26 protein-coding genes are annotated in these 25,220 nt (G+C 47.1%); 25 read left to right on the top strand and 1 reads right to left on the bottom strand.

Annotated features, from left to right (window positions below; genetic code table 11):
* Positions 1-102 precede the first annotated feature (102 nt).
* The 4 genes from QL234_RS26340 to QL234_RS26325 all read left to right on the top strand — a co-directional run bounded on the left by QL234_RS26340 (position 103) and on the right by QL234_RS26325 (position 3,936).
* Positions 103-699, top strand: a complete 597-nt coding sequence (locus QL234_RS26340) for a dihydrofolate reductase family protein (protein ID WP_281560738.1) — start codon at positions 103-105, stop codon at positions 697-699.
* A 76-nt stretch (positions 700-775) separates the two neighbouring features.
* Entirely contained in the window at positions 776-1,087 is a 312-nt protein-coding gene (locus QL234_RS26335) for a SelT/SelW/SelH family protein (protein WP_281560737.1), read from the top strand.
* Positions 1,088-1,422: 335 nt separating this feature from the next.
* Positions 1,423-1,902, top strand: coding sequence for a transcriptional regulator ArgR (gene argR / locus QL234_RS26330; RefSeq protein ID WP_281560736.1), 480 nt, complete (start codon positions 1,423-1,425; stop codon positions 1,900-1,902).
* Between the two features lie 192 nt (positions 1,903-2,094).
* Positions 2,095-3,936, top strand: a complete 1,842-nt coding sequence (locus tag QL234_RS26325; RefSeq protein WP_281560735.1) for a DUF885 domain-containing protein — start codon at positions 2,095-2,097, stop codon at positions 3,934-3,936.
* 272 nt (positions 3,937-4,208) lie between these two features.
* Here QL234_RS26325 and QL234_RS26320 read toward each other — a convergent pair whose 3' ends face one another.
* Positions 4,209-5,171 carry a LysR family transcriptional regulator gene (locus tag QL234_RS26320; RefSeq protein ID WP_281560734.1) on the bottom strand — a complete coding sequence of 321 codons (963 nt, stop codon included), beginning with the start codon at positions 5,169-5,171 and terminating at the stop codon, positions 4,209-4,211.
* Between the two features lie 136 nt (positions 5,172-5,307).
* On the opposite strand from QL234_RS26320, the gene QL234_RS26315 reads away from it, so the two are divergent.
* The 21 genes from QL234_RS26315 (at position 5,308) to ftsL (ending at position 25,202) form a co-directional block, all read left to right on the top strand.
* Positions 5,308-5,559, top strand: coding sequence for a hypothetical protein (locus QL234_RS26315; RefSeq protein WP_281560733.1), 252 nt, complete (start codon positions 5,308-5,310; stop codon positions 5,557-5,559).
* Positions 5,480-6,220 (top strand): hypothetical protein, encoded by a 741-nt coding sequence (locus tag QL234_RS26310; protein WP_281560732.1) that lies wholly within the window; start codon positions 5,480-5,482, stop codon positions 6,218-6,220. Before QL234_RS26315 ends, QL234_RS26310 begins: the two co-directional genes overlap by 80 nt.
* Before the next feature lie 56 nt (positions 6,221-6,276).
* Positions 6,277-7,053 carry a M12 family metallo-peptidase gene (locus tag QL234_RS26305; protein ID WP_281560731.1) on the top strand — a complete coding sequence of 259 codons (777 nt, stop codon included), beginning with the start codon at positions 6,277-6,279 and terminating at the stop codon, positions 7,051-7,053.
* A gap of 595 nt (positions 7,054-7,648) precedes the next feature.
* A complete protein-coding gene (locus QL234_RS26300) occupies positions 7,649-9,148 on the top strand; it encodes an ATP-binding protein (protein WP_281560730.1) in 1,500 nt (499 codons plus the stop codon).
* Positions 9,149-9,163: 15 nt separating this feature from the next.
* Complete coding sequence (locus tag QL234_RS26295; RefSeq protein ID WP_281560729.1) at positions 9,164-9,838, top strand: response regulator; 675 nt, start codon at positions 9,164-9,166, stop codon at positions 9,836-9,838.
* A 334-nt stretch (positions 9,839-10,172) separates the two neighbouring features.
* Positions 10,173-10,730 carry an NAD/FAD-utilizing enzyme gene (locus QL234_RS26290; RefSeq protein WP_281560728.1) on the top strand — a complete coding sequence of 186 codons (558 nt, stop codon included), beginning with the start codon at positions 10,173-10,175 and terminating at the stop codon, positions 10,728-10,730.
* A gap of 364 nt (positions 10,731-11,094) precedes the next feature.
* The gene (locus QL234_RS26285) at positions 11,095-12,525 is read left to right on the top strand and encodes a c-type cytochrome (RefSeq protein WP_281560727.1); all 1,431 of its coding nucleotides are present in this window, start codon (positions 11,095-11,097) and stop codon (positions 12,523-12,525) included.
* A 120-nt stretch (positions 12,526-12,645) separates the two neighbouring features.
* Complete coding sequence (locus tag QL234_RS26280; protein WP_281560726.1) at positions 12,646-14,460, top strand: cbb3-type cytochrome c oxidase subunit I; 1,815 nt, start codon at positions 12,646-12,648, stop codon at positions 14,458-14,460.
* Positions 14,457-15,167 carry a cytochrome c oxidase subunit 3 gene (locus QL234_RS26275; RefSeq protein ID WP_281560725.1) on the top strand — a complete coding sequence of 237 codons (711 nt, stop codon included), beginning with the start codon at positions 14,457-14,459 and terminating at the stop codon, positions 15,165-15,167. The genes QL234_RS26280 and QL234_RS26275 overlap by 4 nt, the downstream gene beginning before the upstream one ends.
* Positions 15,168-15,177: 10 nt before the next feature.
* The gene (locus QL234_RS26270) at positions 15,178-15,879 is read left to right on the top strand and encodes a heme-copper oxidase subunit III family protein (protein WP_281560724.1); all 702 of its coding nucleotides are present in this window, start codon (positions 15,178-15,180) and stop codon (positions 15,877-15,879) included.
* A gap of 8 nt (positions 15,880-15,887) precedes the next feature.
* Positions 15,888-16,232: a cytochrome C oxidase subunit IV family protein gene (locus QL234_RS26265; protein WP_281560723.1), complete on the top strand. Its 345-nt coding sequence runs from the start codon at positions 15,888-15,890 to the stop codon at positions 16,230-16,232.
* A gap of 61 nt (positions 16,233-16,293) precedes the next feature.
* Positions 16,294-16,998 carry an SCO family protein gene (locus tag QL234_RS26260; protein WP_281560722.1) on the top strand — a complete coding sequence of 235 codons (705 nt, stop codon included), beginning with the start codon at positions 16,294-16,296 and terminating at the stop codon, positions 16,996-16,998.
* 77 nt (positions 16,999-17,075) lie between these two features.
* Complete coding sequence (locus QL234_RS26255; protein WP_281560721.1) at positions 17,076-17,546, top strand: hypothetical protein; 471 nt, start codon at positions 17,076-17,078, stop codon at positions 17,544-17,546.
* Positions 17,547-17,830: 284 nt separating this feature from the next.
* Positions 17,831-18,562 carry a PEP_CTERM-anchored TLD domain-containing protein gene (locus QL234_RS26250; RefSeq protein ID WP_281560720.1) on the top strand — a complete coding sequence of 244 codons (732 nt, stop codon included), beginning with the start codon at positions 17,831-17,833 and terminating at the stop codon, positions 18,560-18,562.
* A 228-nt stretch (positions 18,563-18,790) separates the two neighbouring features.
* Positions 18,791-19,297, top strand: a complete 507-nt coding sequence (locus QL234_RS26245) for a YcxB family protein (RefSeq protein ID WP_281560719.1) — start codon at positions 18,791-18,793, stop codon at positions 19,295-19,297.
* A 182-nt stretch (positions 19,298-19,479) separates the two neighbouring features.
* Complete coding sequence (locus QL234_RS26240) at positions 19,480-20,442, top strand: Fe(3+) ABC transporter substrate-binding protein (protein ID WP_281560804.1); 963 nt, start codon at positions 19,480-19,482, stop codon at positions 20,440-20,442.
* The gene (locus QL234_RS26235) at positions 20,439-22,064 is read left to right on the top strand and encodes an iron ABC transporter permease (protein ID WP_281560718.1); all 1,626 of its coding nucleotides are present in this window, start codon (positions 20,439-20,441) and stop codon (positions 22,062-22,064) included. Before QL234_RS26240 ends, QL234_RS26235 begins: the two co-directional genes overlap by 4 nt.
* A gap of 21 nt (positions 22,065-22,085) precedes the next feature.
* Positions 22,086-23,150, top strand: a complete 1,065-nt coding sequence (locus QL234_RS26230; protein WP_281560717.1) for an ABC transporter ATP-binding protein — start codon at positions 22,086-22,088, stop codon at positions 23,148-23,150.
* Between the two features lie 328 nt (positions 23,151-23,478).
* The gene (gene mraZ, locus QL234_RS26225) at positions 23,479-23,937 is read left to right on the top strand and encodes a division/cell wall cluster transcriptional repressor MraZ (protein ID WP_281560716.1); all 459 of its coding nucleotides are present in this window, start codon (positions 23,479-23,481) and stop codon (positions 23,935-23,937) included.
* 12 nt (positions 23,938-23,949) lie between these two features.
* A complete protein-coding gene (gene rsmH, locus QL234_RS26220; RefSeq protein WP_281560715.1) occupies positions 23,950-24,888 on the top strand; it encodes a 16S rRNA (cytosine(1402)-N(4))-methyltransferase RsmH in 939 nt (312 codons plus the stop codon).
* On the top strand, positions 24,888-25,202 hold the full coding sequence (gene ftsL, locus QL234_RS26215; protein ID WP_281560714.1) for a cell division protein FtsL: 315 nt from the start codon (positions 24,888-24,890) through the stop codon (positions 25,200-25,202). The genes rsmH and ftsL overlap by 1 nt, the downstream gene beginning before the upstream one ends.
* Positions 25,203-25,220: the final 18 nt, after the last annotated feature.

Below are 25,220 nucleotides of genomic sequence, written 5' to 3'. Positions count from 1 at the left end.
ATCTACCTATGAGAAAACAGGATTTAAAGTAACCGGCTTAAGGTTAAAACGCGTTTTGTAACCCACACATCAGCCGGCAGGAAGCGCATGGAGGGGAATAAGATGAGAAAACTGGCAATATTGACTTTTCAAACGCTGGACGGAGTTATGCAGGCGCCGAGTGTGCCTGAAGAAGACTTCTCCGGAGGCTTTAACCGGGGCGGCTGGGCGAGAGAGTGCTGGGACGAAGTTATGGCGCAGGTTGGCCGTGAGGCTATGGCCGAGCCTTATGATCTTTTGCTTGGCCGCACCACCTACGAACTTTTTGCTGCCAGCTTTGCCGGTTCAGGCGAGGATAATCCCGTTGCCGCCAGGCTTAACAAGGCGCGAAAGTATGTCGTGACATCCTCCCCGGATAGTCTTCAATGGCAAAACTCGGAAAAAATCACGGGAGATATTGTCGGGGAGTTGTCCCGCCTGAAAAAACAGGACGGGCCGCTATTGCAAGTTCACGGCAGCTGGCAGCTGATCCAGACCTTGCTTGCCAATGAGTTAATCGATGAATTCCGGTTGTGGACCTTTCCCGTGGTGGTTGGTTCCGGTAAACGCCTGTTTGCCGGTGGTACTGTGCCCGCCAAATTTCAGCTTACCAAATTTGAAACTTGCCCGTCGGGAGCCTTTATGCACTTTTATCAGTCTGCTACAGGGGATAGCGTATAACAGGCGTATCGATTATGCTTCAATACCTGAACTACACCGGCGTTAGCTGTATCTGTATGTGAGTAAACGAAATATTATGAGTAACAAAGTAGAAATTAAGTACTGTTCCCAGTGCCGCTGGCTGATGCGCTCCTCCTGGATGGCCCAGGAGTTGCTGACGACATTTGATCAGGAAATCAGCGAACTGTCGCTACAGCCCGGCACCGGCGGTATTTTTGAAGTTATCGCCAACGGTCAGCGGGTCTGGTCACGGAAAGAAGCCGGGCGTTTTCCCGAGATTACCGAGCTGAAACAAGCCGTTCGGGATGTGATTGCGCCTGACAGGCATTTGGGGCATATCGACAGAAAAAAGGTTGATTCCGGAGAAAGCACAACTCAAAGCAGCTAAAAGTCTATTTTTTATCTGTTAATAAATACCTCCTTTTTTGCTGATAAACGGGTTAATAATCCCTCTTTGAGTAAAGTGCATAAAGCCAGATAAATCAACGCTTGCAGGGCGTTTTGCATGCTGATTTTTAAGCGGTAACTCTGATGTTTTTCATCCTTTTTTCTTGTGCTTTTTCAGGCAAATACCATAAGCACATTTAAAGAGGCGAAATCAGCCGATAACTACCATTGCGTAACTAACGGGTCTATTGTTAAACTCGCTGGCTCAGTAATAACTGAACTAATATGAAAAGGGATATTTGCCGCATTTCATCCTGAACCAAACCGAGTAGAAGTATGACCCTGAAAACGAATAAAAATGACTCTAAATTAATTCTTGCCTTTAAACGCTTGTTAAGGGATCAGTGTTATAGCTCTCAGGGGGAGTTGGCGCAGGCGCTGGCGGAACTGGGGTTTGAAAACCTGTCACAGGCGAAAATTTCCCGTTTGCTGGCAAAACTCGGTGCGGTAAAGTCCCGCAATACTTCGGATCGAAACGTTTATATCCTGCCGGAAGAATTAGTGATCCCCAGATCTAAACATGCCATCCAGTCGGTGGTATTGGGGGTTAAGCATAACAATATGCAGATTATCTTAAAAACCGGTATCGGCGGCGCGCCTTTAATTGCCCGTATGCTTGACAGTATGGGGGAGGCGGCCGGTATTTTAGGGACTTTGGCCGGCGATGATACCATTTTTATTGCACCCACAGATGTCACTAAAATTGATGAAATTGCCGACTCTATCCGTAAATTACTTGATGTCGGTAATAACTAAACTTTTTATCCTTAATCCGTTCTCGTTTATCTTTTTGGCTTACTTGCTGATAAGGCTATAGATATAGGGGAGCGGTAATAGACTTTTGTCATATTCTCTTACCTTTTAGATTGTGCCTTATTTCTCAGGCATGCTTAAATATTAATTGATAAATATAAAATAAACATAAAAATAACTTTTTAGGAACAAATCATGAAAAAACAACTCTTGGGGGCGTCGGTTGTTTTACTGCTCAGCGCGTGCCAGTCAAACTCTATTTCTTCATCAAAGAATGTCGAACATGCTTCAGCCACGGCTATGGCCGGTGCGAGTCAGGTAAAACAAAGTGAAGCTCAGCGTCTGAATATCTTATTGGAAGAATACTTTAAAGAGGTGATGGCGCTTAATCCGATATACGCCACTTTTGTCGGTGAAAATGCCTACAATGATAAATTTCCCGCGCCGCTCACGGCAGAAAACCGGGCAAAAGATCTGGCATTTGAGAAAAAATACCTGAAAGCTATCAAAGAGATAGATGAGAGTGAACTCGAAGGACAGGATTTATTAAGTTATAAAATTTTTAAGCAAGACCGGAAAATGGCTATTCGCGGCACCCGCTTTGGTCAATACATGCTGCCTTTTAACCAGATGTACGGCATCCATAACTTCTTTGCCACCTTAGGCTCGGGAGCCAGTGCCCAGCCGTTTAACACCGCAAAAGACTATTATAACTTCGAGCAGCGGGCCAGAGGTTTTGCCTTGTTTATGGACAGCACTATTGAAGTCATGCGTGAAGGCATTGAAAATAATGTAGTATTGCCTAAGGCCATTATTGAAAAAGTGATCCCGCAGCTGCAAGCCCATGTGGTGGATGATGTTAAAAGCAGTGTTTTTTATGGCCCGCTAACCATGCTTGAGCAAAACGAGCAAATCAGTGCATCGGAAAAAGCAAAAATTATTGCCAGCTACTCCAAGGTGATAGAGCAGGTGATTATTCCCAGCTATAAGAAAACCCTGGCATTTGTTACCGATGAATACCAGCAGCATGGCCGGGATTCTGTTGGCTTGTCGGCCTTGCCTAAAGGCAAAGCCTGGTATGAACATCAAATTGCCGAAAATACCACCTTGGAGTTAACGGCAGATGAAATTCATGAGTACGGTCAGCAGGAAGTGGCGCGTATTCTCGGTGAAATGAAAAAAGTAAAAGAAACCGTAGGCTTTAAAGGCAGTTTGCCGGAGTTCTTTACTTTCCTTAAAGAAGACGAGCAATTCTATTTTTCATCCGAGCAGGAAGTGGTAGATGCTTATGAAACGGTTAAAGCCGACATCAACAGCCGGGTTGGCCAGTTGTTTGAAGTTTTCCCGAAAGCCGATTATGAAGTGCGTCCGGTGGAAGCCTTCCGCGCCGCTTCTTCAGCCGGTGCCAGTTACCAGAGTCCGGCACCTGACGGTTCGCGTCCGGGGATTTTCTATATCAATACCCATGATTTAAAAGCTCAGCCTAAATTTATTATGGAAACCCTGAGCATCCATGAAGCTGCCCCGGGACATCATTTCCAAATTGCGATCCAGCAGGAAGTCGAAGGGCTGGCAAAATTTAGAAGATTTGGCGGTTATACCGTATTTGCCGAAGGTTGGGCCCTGTATGCGGAAAGCCTGGGTAAAGAAATGGGCTTGTTTACCGATCCCTACCAGTGGTACGGGCGTCTGGCTGATGAACAGCTCAGGGCGATGCGCTTAGTTGTTGATACCGGTTTGCACGCCAAGGGCTGGAGCCGTCAGCAGGCAATAGATTTTATGACCGCTAATTCATCTATGGCGGCCAGTGATGTTGAATCTGAAGTCGAGCGTTATATTTCTATTCCAGGCCAGGCGCTGGCCTATAAAATTGGCCAGCGCGCTATTCGTGATATGAGAACGAAAGCGGAAGCGGCTTTAGGGGATAAGTTTGATATCCGTAAATTCCATACCCAAATTTTAATTGACGGTGCTTTGCCTATGCCTATTTTACAGGCCAAGGTCGAGCAATGGGTTGAAGCGCAGAAAAAAGTTTAATGTAAACTCATTTATATGGCTTAATGATAGAAGTACGTCTGGTTTTTCGGGCGTACTTTTTATACATGAAAGTCTTTCAGCCTGATCTTTAGCTGGATAGGGCTCCCGGCGTAAGCTAAGTACTTACATCCTGTAAGCAATCCTGTGGGCTCACGGATGAGCAAGAGCAGGGTTTATACATGGAAGTCTTTCAGCCTGTGGATAGGCTCCCGGCATAAGCTAAGTACTTGCATCCTGCAAGCAATCCTGCGGGTTCATGGGTAGGCAGGGGATCAGCTAGCTAATTTCTGCCCGGATAACCGGTTGAGCCCCTGGGTTTTTGAACATTCAAAATCCCGGCTCATTTGCCAGTGCAATTCACTTCTTAACCACAGCCCAGGTTCATCATCCTCCTTGAGTCTCGGCCACAACAGGTAATAACTTATCTTGGGGGATTTAAACGGCAATTCGGTAAAGATGATGTTGAAATCTTTTGCCATCTTTCCGGCGATATGTACAGGCACGGTAAGTAAGCAATCACTGTTTTGTATGATTTCAAATGCTGCCGTGTAATAAGGCACAGATAAGGTGACGGCATAATCGTGATTTAGCTGCTGCAGGCATAGTTCCATGATACTGCTTTTTTCCGAGTCGCCGGAAACGCAGATATGGGAGCTTTGGCTATAGCTTTCCAGGGACAGGGGTAACCTGGCCAGGGGGTGATTTCTTGCCATTACGCATACCAGGTGATCTTCGCCGAAAAGCGTCGATTTTACCGCTTCAGGCAAGGCTGGCGGCGTTAAAAAAGCAGCCGCGGCAATATCGATATTGCCGGATGCTAATGCCTTTGTTTTTTTCTCACTCCAGTTCAGCACCCTGAATTTGGCTTTGGGAGCCTGCTGGTTTAAGGCGGTAAAAATCGGTGGCAATACATAATTGCTGAAATAATCGGAAGAGGCCAGGGTGAAGGTATGCTGACTTTTTCCCGGTTCGAACTGTTTCCTTTCCATTACCTCATCAAGCTGATTTAAGGCCGGGATCAGCTTGTTTAGCAGGCATTCGGCATAGGGGCTGATCACCATATCATTGCCAAGGCGGATCAATAACGCATCCCCGGTTAAGGCACGCAGGTTTTGCAGTGTTTTGCTCATTGCCGGTTGAGAAACAAAAGCTCTTTTTGCTGCCCTGCTGACATTTTTCTCTTCCAATAAGTAACGTAAGGCCGTTAATTGGTTAAAGTTCATCTTCCCTGTCATGGTTATAACCTTTAGTTATTCCTGCGTATAAATTTTACTCATTTCTCAAGCGTTCTAATTTACTTTAAGTTAACGCATAAATTACAAACAAGAAGATAATTTAACCGATTAAATTTGAAAGTCAAAACATAACCATATGGACAGTTATTTTATTTTTTCCTTTCTTTTTATTGTTTTTAATGGATTTGTTTGGCTTTTAAAACTGACTGACTGGTTGGTTTTTGGTTTTTCTTGGCCGGATTTTAAAGAGTCCAAGTATATATTAAATGCAGATGTAAACCTGAAAACAGATGTCGTAACTGGAGTAAATGATGAAAAAAACAGCCTTGATTTTAGCCGGTATATTGGTGCTTGCTGTCTCGCTATTGCTGCTGGATTTGACCGGTAGCGATAAGAAAAAAGGCGGAGAAACGATTGCGGCAACAAAGGCAACAGTGGAGGAGCCGCTTTCGGGTAATCAACAAGTTGTAAGTAAAAATACCGTAAAGGATATCGCTTTGGCGCAGCCTCTGAACAAAAGCATTAAGACAGCCGCCGTTGCTGCCAAAGAACAAGCAGCAACGGATGATTATTTCAATGAGTTGCCCTTTAAGCCTTCGTTAAAGGCGGAGCAGGTATTAAAAGCCTCTGGAAAACTCAGGGATAACTTGCAGGGAGAGGTTTACCTGGAGATTAACAATGCCGAAATCTCCTCACTTGAAGCCGGGGACAGTTTTAAGTTGGAGATCCCTGAGCTGGATATGTTTTATGAAATTGCCGTGGATAAAACTCATCAGGATAAATTTGGCAATAAAACCATAGAAGCTATGTTGCCGGATCAGGAGGTTAAATACAGCTCGATCATTACCATCAGCAAAGATGCCATCTATGCCAATATCACCACCCCCTACGGCAGTTATGCCATGGAAGGTAACGGCCAATATGCCTGGATGGCGGAAACGGCTGATTTGATCCATGACGTGATACAAGACAGTTTCGTTACCGGCGCCACCGGCTCCGGCGAAGAGATACACACAGCGCCTGTTGGTACGGGTAACACTAGGCGCTGAAATGAACTACCCGATAAAAAAATAATAACTCAAACATAAAACAGAAGGAAAATGTTATGTTGAAAAAAGTCACGAGTAAAACCCTGTTAAGTCTCTCAATGGCAGGTCTGTTCAGTGCTTCGGTGATGGCTACAGATGTAGTTGTTGATGTTTATTACACCGCGGAAGCAGCTAGCAACAGCTTTAATATCCAGTCTGAAATTACCCAGATGATTTCTGCTTCTAACCGTTATTATGCCGATAACGGTTTGGATATTAATTTAGTCCTGGCCGCCGATCCTTATCAGCTGAGTACTAACTATGTTGCCTCGGAAAGTGATGTCAGCAGTGTCTACAAAAACAGTGACATCAGGGGTTGGCGTGATCAGTTCAACTCGGACTTTGTTGTGGTCTTAGGCTCTAAAAACAGCACCTGGCAAGGGACAACCTGTGGCATCGCCGGAGCGATTTACGGCATGGGAGATTATTTCCCGGATCATGATACTTACCAAAGTTATGCCTACAATATTACCGCTACCGATTGCGGCAATACTACTATGACCTTTATGCATGAGCTGGGTCATAACATGGGCTTAGGCCACTCGGTAGAGCAAAATACTGTTGGTGGTAAGTTATATCATGGCGTTTACGAGTACGGTATGGGCTACGGTGTGGACTATGAATTTGCCACTATTATGGCTTATCCGCAGGCATTTAATACCAATACCCATTTACCGGTATTTTCTGATCCCGACAGAAGCTGCGGCACCAATTTAAAATGTGGCGTTGCCAATGAGTCGGACGCGCAGCGCGCCTTGGATAATATCACCAGCACTATTGCCGCCTTTAGATAACCTGCCTTAACTGAGCCAAAACGGCTTTCACTTCTATATGCAAGGTTGCCATTCCCGTGGCAGCCTTTTTTATACAGGGATGTATTTATCCAGCGAAGTCACGGACGACTATGAGCCGGGTTTATACAGGGATGTATTTATCCTGCGAAGTCACGGACGACTATGAGCCGGGTTTATACAGGGATGTATTTATCCAGCGAAGTCACGGACGACTATGAGCCGGGTTTATACAGGGATGTATTTATCCAGCGAAGTCTCGGACGACTATGAGCCGGGTTTATACAGGGATGTATTTATCCAGCGAAGTCACGGACGATTATGAGCCGGGTTTATACAGGGATGTATTTATCCAGCGAGGTCATGGGTGACCATGAGCCGGGTTTATCCATCATTTGTAATTCTTATTTGTTGCTGTTTTTACGGCTGACCCCTTAGCTGTTTCCAAGCTAACAGCTTATTTTCAATCAGATTGTGCAAGCATTGTGGAAAGATTGAGGAAATCCGATGACTTACCTGTTATCTGCCTCCGGCAATGCTAGTGTTAGCAAATTCGGGATCCTCAGCTGCCGTATAAAGTCGGCGCCAATGAAGTGTTATGAGTTTTAGTATACGTTCAAAATTATTCGCCACCTTGCTGGCGGCCACCGGCGGGGTGGTGTTATGCATGTATCTTGTGATGCAGTGGAGCTTTGATCAGGGCTTTTTAAACTATGTTGACCAGCAGGAAAGCTTGCTGCATCAGGAATTTAGTGAACAGCTTGCCCGGGAGTGGCAAAAAGAGCAGGGCTGGCGGTATATCAGCAGTCATCGTAACTATTGGTTTGAACTTTTGCAGCCTTTCTGGGGAGTGCCCGTCCCCATGGGCATGCCTCCGGGACACGGGCCTTTTGGCATAGCGTTTGAAGGAGAAAACCATTTCAGGTTGCCAGGCCCGCTACCGGGAGCCGGAAAGGGCGGGCATCCCGGGCATGAGCCGCCTTATCTGCTTGATGAAAATAAAAACATATTGCACGGGCCTCCCGGGGCGGTGAGTGAGCTTAAGTTGCACCCTATTATTGCTGGCGCTAAAACCGTGGGTTATCTGGGACAGGTAAAGCACCAGCCTCAATTGGATAAGCTGGATCTGCAATTTATCCGCCAGCAAAGCCATACCTTTATTTTGGTGGCGGTGATCATGGTGATGATTTCTTTGCTGGCGGTGCTGCCTGTTGCCACTTATTTGGTTAAGCCGATAAACGAACTCACCCGGGGAACCCTTAACCTGATTGCCGGTAAATATCAAACCGCTATCCCTGTCAGCAGTCAAGACGAATTGGGCCTGTTGTCGGCCAACTTTAATACCCTGGCCCATACCCTGAAAGAAAATGAACAGGCCCGCCGGCAATGGGTGGCGGATATTTCTCATGAGTTGCGCACGCCGCTGGCGATATTAAAAGGGGAAATAGAAGCGATCCAGGACGGCATACGTCAGTCCACGCCTGAGGCGATTGCCTCCTTACACGGTGAAGTTGAGCATCTGAATTTCCTGATCAGGGATCTCTACGAGTTGTCTATGTCGGACATCGGCGGGCTTAATTATCAGAAACAGCCGCTAAACCCCGAAGTGATCCTCGAAACCACCCTGGCAGGATTTCGCCATGACTTTATCCGTAAGGGCATAGAAGTCAGCTTTGATGTCGGTGCCGACACTTGCCTGGTGTTAGCGGATGCTGACCGGCTGAAACAGTTGTTTTCTAATATTTTGAAGAACACCTTAGGTTATACCGATAATCCGGGGCAATTGCAGATAGCAAGCCATAGTGACGGGAAAAATCTGCTGCTGCATTTTAAAGACTCATCTCCCGGAGTGGCTATTGATGAACTGGATAAGATATTCGAACGTTTATACCGGGTGGACGCTTCCCGCAACCGTAAAACCGGCGGTGCCGGTTTAGGCTTGTCTATTTGCCACAATATTGTCAAAGCTCATGCCGGTACTATCCGGGCGAAAACTTCAGAAATGGGGGGCTTATGGCTGATCGTTAAAATTCCCCTTTTTAATAAACAGCTTAAAAGAGGATTTGATGACGCTGATAGTCATGCCCTCATGTCTTAGGAAAGAGTAAAGGTGATGAAGCAGAAGATACTGATTGTTGAGGATGAAATTAAACTGGCAAGGCTAATATCGGACTATCTGTTACAGGCGGGTTTTGATACTGAACTGCTGGAAAATGGTTTAGAAGTCGTCGACTGGGTGAAACAGCACCCTGTCGATTTTATTTTGCTTGATTTAATGTTGCCGGGTAAAGACGGCATAGAGATATGCAAGGAGATCCGGTTATTTTCTCAGGTACCCATTATTATGATGACGGCACGGATTGAGGAAGTCGACCGCTTATTGGGGCTGGAATTGGGGGCCGATGACTATATCTGCAAACCTTATAGTCCCAGAGAAGTGCTGGCGAGGATCCGGGCGGTTGGCAGGCGCTGTGCCGGTGGCCGCCAGCCTGTCCGGGAGCCGGTCATAACGCTTTATGATGAAAGCTATTCGGCGATGATTAAAGGAGAGAAACTTGTCCTGACCCAGGTCGAATATCAGCTTTTCAAAACTTTGCTGGCACAGCCGGACAAAGTCTTTACCCGGGAACTGTTAATGGCGCAGGTATATGATGATCACCGTATTGTCAGTGAGCGCACTATAGATTGCCATATTAAAAAAATACGTAAAAAGCTGGCGATATTATTACCCGGGGCCGATGTGATCCAGGCGGTTTACGGGGTTGGTTATAAGGTTGAAATTTGCTGAGAGTTTGTCTGGTGAGCGCTTGTTGTCACCGGGAGCACTTTTCCACTTCAGCTGCTTTTCCTTCGCCGGTGAATCCTTGCTGAACAAACGTAAATAACAAAAAGTAAAGCAAGTGATTACTTCTGGTTAACGCCTTATCTAGCAAGAGCTTGTTATTGTTGGATTACTGCTATACTTGACTAAACAGGTCGGATACTTTAATTGTGCCTTATGGTTTAAATAAAGGGGCCAAGCCTTAGTTTATTTATGCCAAATTAGCCGTATTATCCGAATCCGTTGGGGATCATTATCGGAAAACCCTGTAATGATCAGGCTCTATCAATAGGAGTGAAATATGTTAAGACATTATTATATCACTGATGATCTTGATGATTTGGAGTTAGTTGAACAAGAACTGGAAGCAGAAGGCATCACAGAACCTCAGATTCATATTTTGAGCGAGAATGATACGGAAGTTGAAAACCATCATTTACATGAAGTGGAAGCCGTTTTAAAACAAGATGTCGTTCATTCAACCGAAGTGGGAGCTATGGTTGGCGTAGTAGGCGCAGCGCTAACCTTGTTGGTTTCTTATCTTATGGGATGGACAGAAAGTTCAGCTGGTTGGTTACCCGTGATATTTCTGGCAATCATAGTATTAGGCTTTTGCACCTGGGAAGGCGGCTTTATCGGCATTCAGAAACCTAACGTTAACTTTGAACGTTTTCAGGACTTGCTGAAAAAGGGCAAACATATTCTGTTTGTCGATGTTGATGCCAATCAGGAGCAGGCGTTCAGTAAAGTGATTGAAGCTCATCCGGCACTGGAAGCTGCCGGTACCGGGGCAGCTACCCCAAGGTGGGTGGTGCGGGGTCAGGATAAATTCCGCAGCTTTATGAAAACCATGCCTTAGCCTGCAGACGGTTCAGGTGACACTGGCGGCATGATCGGCTTCATGCCGCTGTCCCTTCTTATCTGTCACTTCTTGCTTGTTTTTATAAGCCCTTAATTAATACCTTGTTTTTCCGGTTGATTCTGGAACATTCATTTTTTTGGTCTATGTTAATAGTAGTCAGATAAAAATAAATTCCGGATAAACAAGCGGTCAACTTAACTCAATAAACATCAGCTATTTACCATATGTTTTGTTGGTTTCTCCTGCTGCCGGCCGATGGCTTTTTCACTGTATTTGCCCGGGCAAAGTGAAGGGCAAAGGGCCGACAGAAACAAGATTTTTTATCTCTGTTTGGCTTAAAGGCTTTTGGGGAGCAGAATATATGCTGGTAGCAATTGTCATTATAATCCTGGTGGTGGCTTCGCTGGTTTTTCACTTTGCCAGTCCCTGGTGGTTTACGCCACTGGCATCCAACTGGAGCTCGATAGATGACACTATCAATATTACCTTTTGGGTAACCGGCATTGTTTTTGTGCTGGTTAACTGTTTTCTCGCCTATGCGGTGTTCCGTTACCGCTTCAACAAAAATAAACGTGCCGATTATGAGCCTGAAAATAAAAAGCTGGAAACCTGGCTGACCCTGATCACTACCATAGGGGTTGCGGCTATGCTGGCGCCGGGGTTATTTGTTTGGGGACAATTTGTCAATGTGCCCGAAGATGCCGATGTCTTTGAAGCGGTTGGCCAGCAATGGCACTGGAGTTACCGCCTGCCGGGACAGGACGGGGTTTTGGGGCAAACGGCGGTTGAATTGATCAGCGAGAAAAACCCCTTTGGCATCAATCCTGAAGATGCCAATGGCCTGGATGATATTTTAATTTTCAGTAATGAAATGCATGTGCCGATAGACCAGCCGGTCAAAGTTTTGATGCGTTCAAAAGATGTTCTGCATAACTTTGCCGTGCCCCAGTTCAGGGTCAAAATGGACTTGGTGCCGGGCCTGGTCAGCTATTTATGGTTTACGCCGACCAAGTTGGGGCGCTATGAAATATTGTGTGAAGAACTCTGCGGCATGGCGCATTATACCATGCGAGGCCATATCGTTGTAGAAACCAGGGAAAACTACAATCTCTGGCTGGCAAAGCAGACGACTTTTGCCCAGACCCTGCAACCTCCCGAATATGATCTCGTTAAAGGAAAAGCGCTTTTTGCCGCTTGCAGCGCCTGCCACGGCAGTGAGGGTGAAGGCAATGAAGCCATGAATGCACCTCAACTGGCAAGCCAGCCTGCCTGGTATATGAAGCGCCAGCTGAAATATTACCAGCAGGGGGTCCGGGGCAGCCATAAAAACGATCAATACGGGCAACAAATGGCGGCGATGTCGGCGACCTTAGCCGACGACAAGGCGATTGATGATGTGCTTGCCTATATTGCCACCTTGGAGGGGCAAGCAGAAAAAGCCGGTACCGGCGGTGATTTGGCTAAAGGCAAGGTGTTGTACCGTAATTGCTCCTATTGCCATGGGAATAACGGCGAAGGAAAGTTTGCCCTTAATGCCCCTAAGCTGACGAGCCTGCAGCCCTGGTACCTGAAAAGGCAGCTGACTAACTACCAGCAAAGCATCCGGGGCGCACACCCAAAAGATTTATACGGCAGCCAGATGATATTGATGTCCAGGCTGCTGCAAAACGAACAGGCGCTGGATGATGTGGTGGCCTATATCCGCTCGCTTGCACCCGGCGGGGCATTAACCTCAAAGTTGCCGGGCAAAGGGCATGCGCTGCAGCCGGTAAAAGTCTCTGCCGGGGAATAATGCCTTTGCCGATAAACATGCGCAAGGGCAGAAAGTTAAAGGGCTAAACGGATGATAGCCAACCGAGGATGCGATGAGCTGGTTGTTCGCACAATAATAATGATATTGAAGGTGAGATAAATGACTTCTTATACCGCAATTGCCGATCAAGTTGATGATTCCCCCCATCCCGGGAGCTTTTTTACCAAGTATATCTGGAGCCAGGATCATAAAGTGATCGCAATACAGTATTCCATCACCGCCATCGGCGTGGGTCTGGTGGCCTTGGTGTTGTCTGGATTGATGCGGTTGCAGTTAGGTTTTCCCGATACCTTTTCCTTTATCGATCCCGCGGCTTACCTGCAATTTGTGACCATGCACGGCATGATCATGGTGATCTACCTGCTTACGGCATTATTGCTGGGAGGGTTTGGCAACTACCTGATCCCGCTGATGGTGGGGGCCAGGGACATGGTATTTCCCTTTCTCAATATGCTCAGCTACTGGACTTATTTACTGGCGGTGTTGGTGCTGCTGGCCAGTTTTTTTGTCACCGGCGGGCCGACGGGGGCCGGTTGGACCTTGTATCCGCCGCAAACGATATTGCCCGGCACCCCGGGTAACGACGGCGGCATTATTCTGATGCTGGCCTCCCTGGCGATCTTTATTATCGCCTTTACCATGGGAGGCTTAAATTATGTCACCACCATCTTGCAGGCCAGGGCCAAAGGCATGACTTTGATGCGGATGCCGCTGACCATCTGGGGCATATTTATCGCGACGATTTTGGGCTTGCTGGCGTTCCCCGCCTTGCTGGTGAGCGCCATCATGATGGTGCTGGATAAAGTGATCGGTACCAGCTTCTTTATGCCGGCGTTGTTATCCCTGGGAGAGAGTCTGGATTATACCGGCGGCAGCCCGGTGCTATTTCAGCACCTGTTCTGGTTTTTCGGCCATCCCGAGGTCTATATCGTTGCCCTGCCGGCCTTTGGCATGGTATCGGATGTGCTGGCGACCCATGCCAGGAAAAATATCTTCGGTTACCGCATGATGGTGTGGGCGATAGTAGCTATCGGCGGCTTAAGTTTTATTGTCTGGGCCCATCATATGTATGTCAGCGGCATGAATCCTTATTTTGGCTTTTTCTTTGCCACCACCACCTTGATCATTGCCGTGCCAACGGCATTGAAAGTCTATAACTGGGTGCTGACCCTGTGGCGGGGCAATATCCATATGACGGTGCCTATGATGTTCGCCATCGGCTTTATTTTTACCTTTACCCATGGCGGCCTTACCGGGCTCTTTCTCGGCAATGTTGTGGTGGACTTGCCGCTGTCGGATACTTATTTTGTCGTCGCGCATTTCCATATGGTGATGGGAGTTTCACCGATTATGGTGTTATTTGCTGCCATCTATCACTGGTATCCGAAGATCACCGGACGCTTTCTACATACAGGTTTAGGCAAGGCTCATTTTTGGTTTACCTTTTTAGGCACCTATGCCATTTATTTACCTATGCATTACCTGGGCTTTCTCGGCGTGCCCAGGCGATATTTTGCCATGGGACCTACGGAATTTATCCCCGACTCCGCCCAGGTCTTAAATGCCAATATAACCATTTCCGCGATTATTGTCGGTGTGGTGCAGTTGATCTTTATCTACAACGTGATCTGGAGTCTTTTTAAAGGCAAAAAGGCCGGCGACAATCCCTGGGACGCCACCACCCTGGAGTGGCAAACACAAACCACACCTCCCGGGCACGGTAACTGGGGGAAAAACTTACCCGTGGTTTACCGCTGGGCTTACGATTACAGCGTCCCCGGCGTTAAGGCGGACTTTATTCCGCAAAATATGCCGGACAGTGAGGTGGAAAAGCTGGCAGCAGAGCCGGATTTGCCTCGGGGGGATAATGTCGTTCCCCTGAAAGAAAAGCCAGCGGGGGAGGATAAGTCATGAGTATTTTCAGTAAATTAGCCGAAAAGCCCTGGTTAGCGGCAGATGAGTCAAGCCTGGCCGTTAATGGCGTACCGGCTTATGCGCCATCGGGGTTTCCGGCAAAAACCGCCCTGAAGTTTTTTATTGCTGTGGTGTCGGTATTGTTTTTTCTTTTTACCATTACCTATTTATCCCGCTCCCAATATCCTGATTTTCAGGCGCTGGCAGGGGAGCCCTGGTTACCCCTGACCAATTCGCTGCAGTTATGGCTTAACACCGGTTTTTTACTGCTGGCGAGTATTTTTTTACAGCTATCTGCCAAAGACGTCAATAAGGCGCTAAATTCTGGAGGGGAAGCCCGGGAAGTCAATGTGTTGCTTATCTACCTGGTGCTGGCGGTGATCTTTTCTATCGCCTTTGTGTTTGGCCAATACCTGGTGTGGCAGCAGCTAAGCCGGCAGGGTTTTTTAATTTATAGCAATCCCGCCAACAGCTACTTTTATGTGTTAACGGCGGTGCACGGTATTCATTTATTCGGCGGCTTGCTGGCCTTGGTACGGGTACTGGTGCATTTTTACCGCAAAAGCGAGCTGGCACTGCTCAGGCGCAGCCTGGGGCTGTGTGCTTTTTACTGGCATTATCTGTTTTTATTATGGCTGTTTCTGTTTGCCCTGTTAACGGCGAGCCCGGATACCTATAACACGATTGCTGCTTTTTGTGGCTTCTAGGAGCTGGAGAATGATGAAAGAGAATATACCGCCAACAGAAAACACAAATACACAAGAGAAAAACCAGGATAACTGGCAGGGAGTTGTCCGGGACTGGTCGGCGGATAAACAAACCTTCGATATGCCCTGGGGCAAATTGATGATGTGGATCTTTCTGCTCAGCGATACTTTCATCTTCAGCATTTTCCTCACTGCCTATATGAATGTGCGCATGTCCGCTATGGACAGCTGGCCCAACTCCAGCGAAGTATTTGCCCTGACCATAGCCGGACATCATATTCCTTTGGTGTTGATCGCCATTATGACCTTTGTATTGATCACCAGCAGCGGCACCATGGCGATGGCGGTAAATTATGCCTACCGGGGCGATAAAAAGAAAACCGTTTATTTTATGGCGGCCACCGCCTTATTGGGGGCCTTGTTTGTCGGTATGCAGGCGTTTGAATGGACTAAGCTTATTGTTGATGAAGGCATCAGGCCCTGGGGTAACCCCATGGGGGCAGCGCAGTTTGGCGCGGCGTTTTTTATGATCACCGGTTTTCACGGTATGCATGTCAGTGCCGGGGTGATTTACCTGGCGGTGATCGCCAGAAAGGTGGCCCGCGGAGATTATGAAAAAAAAGGCTACCATATTGTCGAAATTACCGGTTTGTACTGGCATTTTGTTGATCTGGTATGGGTATTTATTTTTGCCTTTTTCTATTTATGGTGAGGTAAAGTATGAATCAGTCGAATGTACAAGCACAGGCGCAAGCAGGGGTTAAACAACATCCTATCAGTCTGTACCTGAAAGTCTGGGTATTACTTTTTGTGCTCAGCACCCTGTCGTATATGGTGGACTATTTTCAGCTGCAGGGGATGCTCAGGTGGTCGTTAATTTTAATCTTTATGTTTTTAAAAGCGGGTTTTATCCTGGCTGTTTTCATGCACGTTGCCTGGGAGCGGATCGCGTTAAAGCTGGTGCTGTTTTTGCCGCCTTTGGCAATTTTGGTGTTGATTGTGCTGATGGCCATTGAAGGGGATTACACTTTTATCAATCGCTTGTTGTCGTTTACTTCTTCTTAAGGGCATGGTGGTGCAGCGCTCAAAACCAAGCATTAACTGGAGTGTCAGGACTAAACTGAACATGAGTTTGGCGATAGTGTGCGGCTTTTTATTTGCCCTGATCTGGTTGTTGTTTTATCTGCCTGAGAGTATCTCTTCTCTTAGCCACTCCTTGCTAAATTATACCCGGCCGCTTGATGACAAGCTGGCAAGTTCGCCGTTGAGTAAGGCCCGGCTCAGCAGAGGCACTAAGTTAACTTCTGGTCTTAACCTTGCCTCTTTTCAATTAAGGGATCACCATAACCGGGTCTTTAACAACCAGGCATTAAAGGGAAGGTGGCATTTGATTTCCTATGGTTATACCTCCTGCCCGGATATTTGTCCCAATACCTTGCTGCTGTTAACCCAGCTGGAAAATAAACTCAAATCAGGCAATAAGCGCCCGGATTTGCATTTTTTGTTTTATACCATAGATCCTGCCCGGGACAGTGCGGAGAAACTGGCGTTATATGTTGCCTATTTCAGTGAAAACTTAACGGGGATAAGGGCAGAAGAAAAAGATAAGGCAAGGGCTTTTGAACAGGACTTAGGTATTAAGGCACAGGTGAATAATAACAGCGACAACGGCGATTATCAGGTCAGTCATGGCGGCGCTTTATATCTGATTAATCCTGACGGGCAATTACAGGCGGTATTTCAGCCGCTCAAGGATCCTTTCGGCAATCTGGCATTTGATATTGATGTCCTGTATCGGGACTATCTCTGGATCCGCGAAAACCTCGGCTAATATTCTTTTACAAAGCGGCTCATCAAAAACCGTCACTTCATGCTATTCTAGCGCTTTATTTTTGTTGGGGTTTTAAGATGACAGAGCCTAGGTTAAGTCGTTGGCAGTTATTACGAGATATAGGCATTTTTCAGGTGAAACTGGCATTTGATGCCATACGGGATCTCTTACTTAGCCCTGTGTCTATCGTCAGCGCCGTGATTGATGTGATAAGAGGGCATCAATATCCACAAAGTTATTTCTACAAGGTGATGAGGCTGGGGAGAAAAACCGATCACTGGCTAAACTTGTTTGGTGCTGCCGATTGGCAAAGTAAAGCCGCAGCAGGGGAGTCGGCAGAAGAAGACAAAGATCCCGGTTTAAAGCAAATACCTGAACAAGGACGAAATCTGGATGATTTATTTTCCCAGGTGGAAACTTTGCTTAAAGAACAGCATGACAAGGGCGGATTAACGGCAACGGCGAAAGCTTCTATCGACCGTTATTTAGATAAAATAATCTCCAGTCAGGAACAAAAACTGACGCCAGATAATAAGCAGGGCGAATGACATTTTTATGACGTTTATTCTATTGCTGTCGACTTAGTTCAGATTTACTGAGGTGTTTTCTCAAGCACCTTGACTCATTTACTTGCTGATTTCTTATTTCGTTAATTTATTTTTAATCACTCCAGCTTAGCACTCTTCCTGTTATTGACGCTGTAGCCCTGTGCTTAACACCCTGACTTATAGTGAAGTGGTGTGACTTTTGCTTTAGGTAAAACAGCGTATAAAAACGCCTTGTATTACATCTTGTTTTATCTCGAGTGAGAATAGATTGAAAGGAATATTATATGAAATTGAAATTTTTAACCCCGGTTGTGGCCGGTATGGCATTGATGGTTAGTAGTTTGGCAAATATTGCCAATGCCGGCTTGGTTGATTCAGGCAGTCATTTATTGGATCAATCCGGGGCTAGCCTGTTAGAGAGCTGGATGGGGCAAGGGGAGTTGGATTGGAACAGTATCTGGTATGGAGAAGCCGGCGCGACCGCTAGCAGCTGGCATAATGCTGTTGATGGCCAGGGCCCTACGGTCTCAATATATAACGTTACCTATAATAATGTAGATTACCTTATCGGTGGTTATACCGATCTTGACTGGAATAAAAGCGGCAGTTACTCCCATGACAGGGACGGTACAGTAGATAGTTTTATTTTTAATCTTTCTTCTGCGGTTATGCATGATACCAGTGCTAACCATTTTGATAATGAAGGTGCCAATATTATCTTGGGTTACCAGGATTACTTTGCAACCTTTGGTGGTGGTCATGATATCTTCGGAGGCAGTTTTACTTTAGGCGGTAGCGGCTACAGCAATGATGTTGGTACTTATAACGGAAAGTTGCCGAATTCTAAAGGCAATATTGTTACAGGTAGCACAGAAAGAGTTAGTTTCACCGTGAATGCCTTGGAAACCTTTAGTGTTGCTAGTGTGCAATCGCCATCAGTCCCTGAACCTTCTACTCTGGCTATTTTCGCTCTGGCTATGCTGGGGTTAGGGGGACGTAGATTTATTAAATCATAGGCAGAGTTGACCGAAAGCATCATTTGATGCTTTCGGTTTTTTGTAACTCTCGTTATTGTAATGCATCAATAGTTTTTGATATTTAGCGAACAGGCAAGCATTACATTTGTCTGCCTGACAACTGGCTTGATAAAAACTTAGGGGGTTTGGTCATTAACCTCTTTTGAAAGATTGCCTTGTCGGCAATATCCGCTACACTAGCGCCACTGTTTATAAATGAATATAGTTATGACCGATTCTTTTTCTTATTCCACCACCTTTAAATTAGATAAAAGCCACTTTAGCGAGTGTTATCAGGAATCCGTTGTGCCTGATTATTCGCTGCGGGCATACAGTAAAGCGATTTTGCTGGTGCTGATGGGATTGGGATTATCACTTTTTACCGAGATAGACCAATATGCTGCCTGGTTTCTGATTGGCCTTGGTGTGGTTGAAGCGCTCAGTGTGAAATATCAAAAGCCCTGGTGGCTGGCGCGGCAGATGCTCAGCCGCAGTGCCAATAGTCAGGTTACGCTAACCATAGGCGGGCAAGGTATAAGATCTAAATCGGTTTATGTCGATGCCCTGATCAGCTGGGGGGATATTAATCAGGTGACCCCTACCGAGCAGGGGTTATTGGTGGTACATAAAGGCGGCCGGAGTTATATTTCCAGCCGCTGTCTGTCTGAAGAGGCAAGCAGCTTTATTCACAGCCAGCTGGATGCCATCGGGCAAAATGATGATACAGATCAGTAAAGTGAGTGAAAGTTTCACTTAAATGAGAATGGTTCTCAAAAACCTTGACAGCTTAGTGGTACTTCATTAGGCTGGCGACTATTATTAAAATCGTTTTATGTACACGATTTTTAACTTTTTTATACAGGTTCCTTATGTTCACAAACACCTTAAAAAAAATAAGTTTATTAGTGGCGGTGGCAATGCCGTTTTTTGCCGGTGCTGCCGACGAAGTCAATGTTTACTCTTACCGCCAGCCATTTTTAGTGAAACCCCTGTTTGATAAATTTACCGAGCAAACCGGGGTTAAAGTGAATGTCGTGTTTGCCAAAAAAGGCATGGCGGAACGCCTGTCCCGTGAAGGCAAACACAGCCCGGCGGATGTACTGCTGACCACAGATATCAGCCGCTTGATTGAACTGCAGGACAAACAACTGCTGCAGCCGGTTGAGTCAAAAGCCCTGGTTGATGCGATTCCTGCCCGCTACCGTGCATCCGATAATACCTGGTACGGGTTAACCACCCGGGTGAGAAACATTTATAGTGCCAAACGTTTAGGTGATACTGACTTTACCTATGAAGAACTGGCGGATCCTAAATGGAAAGGGCGGATTTGTACCCGCAGCGGTAAACATCCTTACAATGTTGCCTTAGTCGCCGCCATGGTGGCCGAGCATGGCGAAGCCGAAACCTTAACCTGGCTTGAAGGGGTCAAATCTAACCTGGCACGTAAACCCCAGGGCAGCGACCGTGCCCAGGTGCAGGCCATCCACCAGGGTTTATGCGATCTTTCTTTAGGTAACAGCTATTACTTTGGCAAGATGCTGAAAGACGACAAGCAAAAAGTCTGGGCCGATGCCGTTAATATCAATTTCCCCAACCAGAAAACCCGCGGCGCCCATGTCAATATCTCGGGTGTTGCTATGGCTAAATATGCGCCTCACACTAAAAATGCCAAGGCATTGATGGAATTTTTGGCCTCCAAGCAAGCCCAGGCCATGTATGCCGAAACCAATATGGAATATCCGGTACGCGTTGGCGTCAAAGTTTCCAAGCTGGTTGCCTCCTGGGGTGACTTTAAAGCAGATCATCTGCCGCTGGAAACCATAGCCGCCAACCGTAAAACCGCTTTGGTGTTATTGGATAAAGTCCAGTTTGATTTGTGATTTCGGGCAATAACAGTAAACCCTGGTTAACCACAACCTGGTTGTCGGCACTGGCGCTTCTGGCGCCGGTGCTGGTGATGTTGCTGGCGGGCATAGGCGCGCCGGCCGATCTGTTTGTCCATCTGTGGCAAACGGTATTACCTGACTATATTATCAATACCTTGCTGCTCGGTGCCCTGGTGGTAGTGCTGTCCCTGTGCTTTGGCGTACCGGCGGCGATTTTTATCGCCCAGACCAATGTTCTGGGGAAAAAATACCTGCGCTGGCTGCTGTTATTACCTCTGGCAATGCCCGCCTACCTGGTGGCTTATCTTTATACCGACTTATTTGATTATGCCGGACCGGTGCAGCGCTTTTTAAGGGCAAGCTTTGGCTGGAGCAGCCCGGCGGACTATTGGTTTTTTGATCTGCGTACCTTACCCGGTGCGGCGGTGATCCTTTCCCTGGTATTGTTTCCTTATGTTTATATGCTGGCACGCACCGCGTTTGAACAGCAAGATCAAAATTTATTGCGCGCCGGCCGCCTGTTGGGACTTTCTACCCGGCAGAGCTTTTTCAAAATAGCCCTGCCGCTGGCGCGGCCTGCGGTTGCCGTGGCTGCCAGTTTAGTCTTGATGGAAACCCTGGCGGACTTTGCCACGGTGCAGTATTTTGCCGTCAATACCCTGACCACGGCCATTTATGATACCTGGCTTGGTTACGGGGACTTAACCTCCGCCAATGCCCTGGCCAGTGTGTTGATGCTGTTTATCCTCTTTACTGTGGTGGCGGAGCAAAAGAGCCGCGCCGGTCAGCGCCATCAGAGCAACCGTCCCAATAAACAAACCGAAGTGATAGTATTAACTCCCTGGCAGCAAGCCGGTGCCGGAATTTTTTGCTGGTTCCTGGTGCTGGCGGGGTTTGTCTTGCCCTTGGGGTTATTGCTGCAGATGGCGTTTGAATACAGTGATGCCGAGCAATTGTCGCAATTAATGAACACCGGCAAAAACAGTTTGGAAGTGGCGGTGTATGCCGCGACCCTGACGGTACTGCTGGCCTTGTTATTTGGCTTATATCGTCGCCTGCACCGGGATAGGTTTGCCCATGTGCCGCAAGTGATTTCCGGTTTTGGCTATGCCATTCCCGGTACCGTGATCGCTATGGCGATGCTGGCGACTTTCGGCCCGCTGGATCACTGGATTAACGATCTGGCGGAAATGCTGGGCTGGCAAAGCCCGGGACTGGTGCTTTCCGGCTCTATTTTTGTCATCGTGTTTGCCTTTATTGTCCGCTTTGCCGCCATTGCCAACGGCACTATTGCCAGCGGTATCGGGCAGATCCCCCATTCCCTGGATCTGGCGCCGGCCAGCCTGGGGGTCGGGCTGAAAAAGATGCTGCTTAAGGTGCATTTACCTTTATTGAAACCTTCGCTCTTGGTGGCCTGGCTGTTGGTGTTTGTTGAAGCCATGAAGGAATTACCCGCGGTATTGCTGCTCAGACCCTTTAATTTTGAAACCCTGAGCACCCAGGTATACCAGCTGATCTCGGATGAAATGTTAGAGCAGGGCGCCTTAGGGGCAATATTAATCGTGTTATTTGGTTTGTTGCCGATTATCTGGCTGAACCGCACTAATTCGCACTGATGTGCACTAAGGGGATATCACGTGAGTGAGATATTAAATTTACAGCAAGTGGCGGTGAACTTTGACGATAAAAGTATTTTAGCCGACATCAGTTTACGGCTTGCTTGTGGGGAAATCCTGGGGTTATTGGGTCCCAGCGGCTGCGGTAAAACCACCTTGCTGAATACCCTGGCAGGTTTTGTCACTTTGGCGGGGGGAGAAATCCAAATTGACGGCGATATGCTGATCAGCCCTGGGCATGATATAGCCCCTGAGCACAGGCACATCGGTATGATCTTCCAGGATTATGCCTTATTTCCGCATCTGACGGTGGCCGAGAATATTGCTTTCGGTATTACGAAATTAAGCAAAAGCGAGCAAAACCTCAGGGTCAACGAACTCCTGGCTTTGTTGAAATTAGCAGAGCATAGCGGGCGTTATCCGCACCAGTTATCCGGCGGCCAGCAGCAAAGGGTAGCGATCGCCCGGGCATTGGCGCCACGGCCTAAGTTATTATTGCTGGACGAGCCGTTCTCCAATATCGATGCCAGGTTGCGTAATGAACTGATGCTGGAAATTCGCCAGCTGTTGAAAAAACTGCAAATGACGGCCATTTTTGTCACCCATAACAAGGATGAGGTGTTTACCTTTGCCGATAAGGTAGCGGTCATGCACGAAGGGAAATTATTACAGCTTGGCAAACCCGCTGAGGTTTGCCTGCAACCCAATTGCTACCAGGTGGCGGATTTCTTACAGTTAGGCAGCTGGATCCCGTATGCTTTATCCGGCAATGAACTCACCACAGCCATAGGCAGACTGACGGATGTTTCAGGTGCCCTGGAAAATGGTGAAAGCAGGTTCTTATTAATAAAACCTCAGGATGTGGAAATCTGTGAAGGGGAGACGGAAGGGCACAATGTGATCGTCAATCATATCAGTGTCACCGAACAGGGTTATCATTACCATCTGGCCAGCAGCAGCGCCCCGGCGCCGCTGGCTTTTGACCAGTTAAGCTTATATTCACCCCAGATACTGGCGTTAGGGCAGAATCTCAAGGTGCAAATAAAGCCCCATAACCTGCTGGTGTTTACAAAAGATCGGCACTAATTCTTTGATAATTCATCCGGCAATAATCTGATAATGGGGGATAGCTGCTTTTTTATCCCCTTTTTTGTGTTTTTTTGCCCCTTTATCAGCGATCAAATCTGACAAGGCTGTCACTATTTTGCCCTAATTCGTCATAATTTGGGACTGAGATCCACAAAGTCCCACAATTTCATCAACTTCGCTAAACCCCTTAATTTTATTGACCTTCAGCGGGATCATTTTCACAAACATTGCTTGACATAGGTTTGCTTTACTCACTAAACTGTAGCAATGTGGGGAAAAGTGGGAAATAGTGGATCTTAAAAGATCACATAATAAAAAAAGGGTTATGTTCAGAGGCGCCAGCGCAATTACGCTAGATACTAAAAATCGCATCACGATGCCAACCAGGTATCGCGAGGAGCTTATTGCCGATTGCGATGGCCAGATGATCTGCACCGTGGACATACAACATCCTTGTTTATTGCTTTATCCCCTGCCCGAATGGGAAGAAATAGAACTTAAATTATGCGAGCTGTCCAGCATGAATCCGCAGGAGCGGTTACTGCAGCAAGTGTTATTAGGCAATGCCTCCGACTGCAGCCTGGATAAAAACGGCCGGATCTTGATCAACGGTCCGCTGCGCCAGCATGCCAATTTAGATAAAAATATCATGTTGGTGGGACAGCTGAAAAAATTTGAGATTTGGAGCGAAGCGGCCTGGCAGGTGCAGATGCAACAAGGCATCAGCCAGATCCAGTCCGGCGAGATTGAATTAACGGAAAGATTAATGGATCTTTCCCTCTAAAAAAAGAAGACAATGGATAATACACATATTTCAGTGCTGTTAGAAGAAGCGGTCTCCGGTTTAGAAATAAACCCGGATGGTTGTTATATCGATTGTACTTTTGGCCGTGGCGGCCATTCCGGGTTGATCCTTTCCAAGCTTTCCGAGAAAGGGCGCTTAATCGCCATCGACCGGGATGTCACCGCGATTGCGGCGGCAGAAAAGTTTGCCGACGATGCCCGCTTTACCATAGAACATGAAGGTTTTGCCGCGCTCGAACAGATAGCGCAAAAGCATGACCTGATCGGAAAAGTAGACGGCGTTTTACTTGATCTTGGCGTGTCTTCACCCCAGCTCGATGATGCCGAGCGTGGTTTCAGCTTTATGCAGGACGGTCCGCTGGACATGCGTATGGATACCACCCGGGGTAAAACGGCGGCACAGTGGCTGGCAGAAGCCGATGTTGAAGATATCAGCTGGGTGTTAAAAACCTTTGGTGAAGAAAAACATGCCTGGCGTATCGCCAATGCCATAGTGGACAGCCGGGAAGAAAACCCCCTGACCCGTACCGGACAACTGGCGAAATTGATCAAAACCACGGCGCCGCAGCGGGAGATTAAAAAACATCCGGCAACCCGGAGTTTCCAGGCGATCCGCATGTATATCAACAGCGAACTGGATCAAATTGAGCAGGCGTTAAATGCTTCGTTATCAGTTTTGAGCCAAGGCGGTCGCTTAGTAGTGATCAGCTTCCATTCCCTTGAGGATCGGCTGGTAAAACAGTTTATGAAAAAACACTCTCAGGGCAAAAAAGTACCGCGGGGTCTGCCTGTGAGTGAAGAAGAATTACAGAAGGGTAAAAAGCTGGCCCTGGTGGGACGTAAGCTAAAACCCAGTAAGCAGGAAGTAGAGGATAATGTCCGCTCCAGAAGCTCAGTGATGCGTGTGGCCGAGAGGTTAGCGGATCAGTAATGGCCAAGCCGGGTAATGTGCTTATTTTTGATATCTGGCAGGATATCAGGCGGCACTTAGTGATTTATTTGCTGTTGTTGTTGGTGGTAATTTCGGCGTTTTCGGTGATTTATTTTACCCATTTAAATCGCCAGACCACCAGCGAGCTTGAACTCTTGCTGACCGACCGGGATGAATTGGATATCGAATGGCGCAACCTGTTGCTCGAGCAAAATGCACTGGCGGAGCACAGCCGGATAGAAACCCAGGCACAAAAGTTATTGGAGATGAGCCGGCCGGATGCCGAAAGCGAAGTGGTAATACGTTTGCCGTAAAAAACGGGCATAAGCTGA

This window comes from Thalassomonas sp. RHCl1, from assembly GCF_947387555.1.
GTDB lineage: Bacteria > Pseudomonadota > Gammaproteobacteria > Enterobacterales > Alteromonadaceae > Thalassomonas.
This window is presented reverse-complemented; position numbering and strand designations above follow the sequence as displayed.

Coding starts and splice junctions, on each gene's coding strand:
- QL234_RS26340 (WP_281560738.1), top strand. CDS start 103: ATGAGAAAACTGGCAATATTGACTTTTCAAACGCTGGACGGAGTTATG.
- QL234_RS26335 (WP_281560737.1), top strand. CDS start 776: ATGAGTAACAAAGTAGAAATTAAGTACTGTTCCCAGTGCCGCTGGCTG.
- argR (WP_281560736.1), top strand. CDS start 1,423: ATGACCCTGAAAACGAATAAAAATGACTCTAAATTAATTCTTGCCTTT.
- QL234_RS26325 (WP_281560735.1), top strand. CDS start 2,095: ATGAAAAAACAACTCTTGGGGGCGTCGGTTGTTTTACTGCTCAGCGCG.
- QL234_RS26320 (WP_281560734.1), bottom strand. CDS start 5,171: ATGACAGGGAAGATGAACTTTAACCAATTAACGGCCTTACGTTACTTA.
- QL234_RS26315 (WP_281560733.1), top strand. CDS start 5,308: ATGGACAGTTATTTTATTTTTTCCTTTCTTTTTATTGTTTTTAATGGA.
- QL234_RS26310 (WP_281560732.1), top strand. CDS start 5,480: ATGATGAAAAAAACAGCCTTGATTTTAGCCGGTATATTGGTGCTTGCT.
- QL234_RS26305 (WP_281560731.1), top strand. CDS start 6,277: ATGTTGAAAAAAGTCACGAGTAAAACCCTGTTAAGTCTCTCAATGGCA.
- QL234_RS26300 (WP_281560730.1), top strand. CDS start 7,649: ATGAGTTTTAGTATACGTTCAAAATTATTCGCCACCTTGCTGGCGGCC.
- QL234_RS26295 (WP_281560729.1), top strand. CDS start 9,164: ATGAAGCAGAAGATACTGATTGTTGAGGATGAAATTAAACTGGCAAGG.
- QL234_RS26290 (WP_281560728.1), top strand. CDS start 10,173: ATGTTAAGACATTATTATATCACTGATGATCTTGATGATTTGGAGTTA.
- QL234_RS26285 (WP_281560727.1), top strand. CDS start 11,095: ATGCTGGTAGCAATTGTCATTATAATCCTGGTGGTGGCTTCGCTGGTT.
- QL234_RS26280 (WP_281560726.1), top strand. CDS start 12,646: ATGACTTCTTATACCGCAATTGCCGATCAAGTTGATGATTCCCCCCAT.
- QL234_RS26275 (WP_281560725.1), top strand. CDS start 14,457: ATGAGTATTTTCAGTAAATTAGCCGAAAAGCCCTGGTTAGCGGCAGAT.
- QL234_RS26270 (WP_281560724.1), top strand. CDS start 15,178: ATGATGAAAGAGAATATACCGCCAACAGAAAACACAAATACACAAGAG.
- QL234_RS26265 (WP_281560723.1), top strand. CDS start 15,888: ATGAATCAGTCGAATGTACAAGCACAGGCGCAAGCAGGGGTTAAACAA.
- QL234_RS26260 (WP_281560722.1), top strand. CDS start 16,294: ATGAGTTTGGCGATAGTGTGCGGCTTTTTATTTGCCCTGATCTGGTTG.
- QL234_RS26255 (WP_281560721.1), top strand. CDS start 17,076: ATGACAGAGCCTAGGTTAAGTCGTTGGCAGTTATTACGAGATATAGGC.
- QL234_RS26250 (WP_281560720.1), top strand. CDS start 17,831: ATGAAATTGAAATTTTTAACCCCGGTTGTGGCCGGTATGGCATTGATG.
- QL234_RS26245 (WP_281560719.1), top strand. CDS start 18,791: ATGACCGATTCTTTTTCTTATTCCACCACCTTTAAATTAGATAAAAGC.
- QL234_RS26240 (WP_281560804.1), top strand. CDS start 19,480: ATGCCGTTTTTTGCCGGTGCTGCCGACGAAGTCAATGTTTACTCTTAC.
- mraZ (WP_281560716.1), top strand. CDS start 23,479: ATGTTCAGAGGCGCCAGCGCAATTACGCTAGATACTAAAAATCGCATC.
- rsmH (WP_281560715.1), top strand. CDS start 23,950: ATGGATAATACACATATTTCAGTGCTGTTAGAAGAAGCGGTCTCCGGT.
- ftsL (WP_281560714.1), top strand. CDS start 24,888: ATGGCCAAGCCGGGTAATGTGCTTATTTTTGATATCTGGCAGGATATC.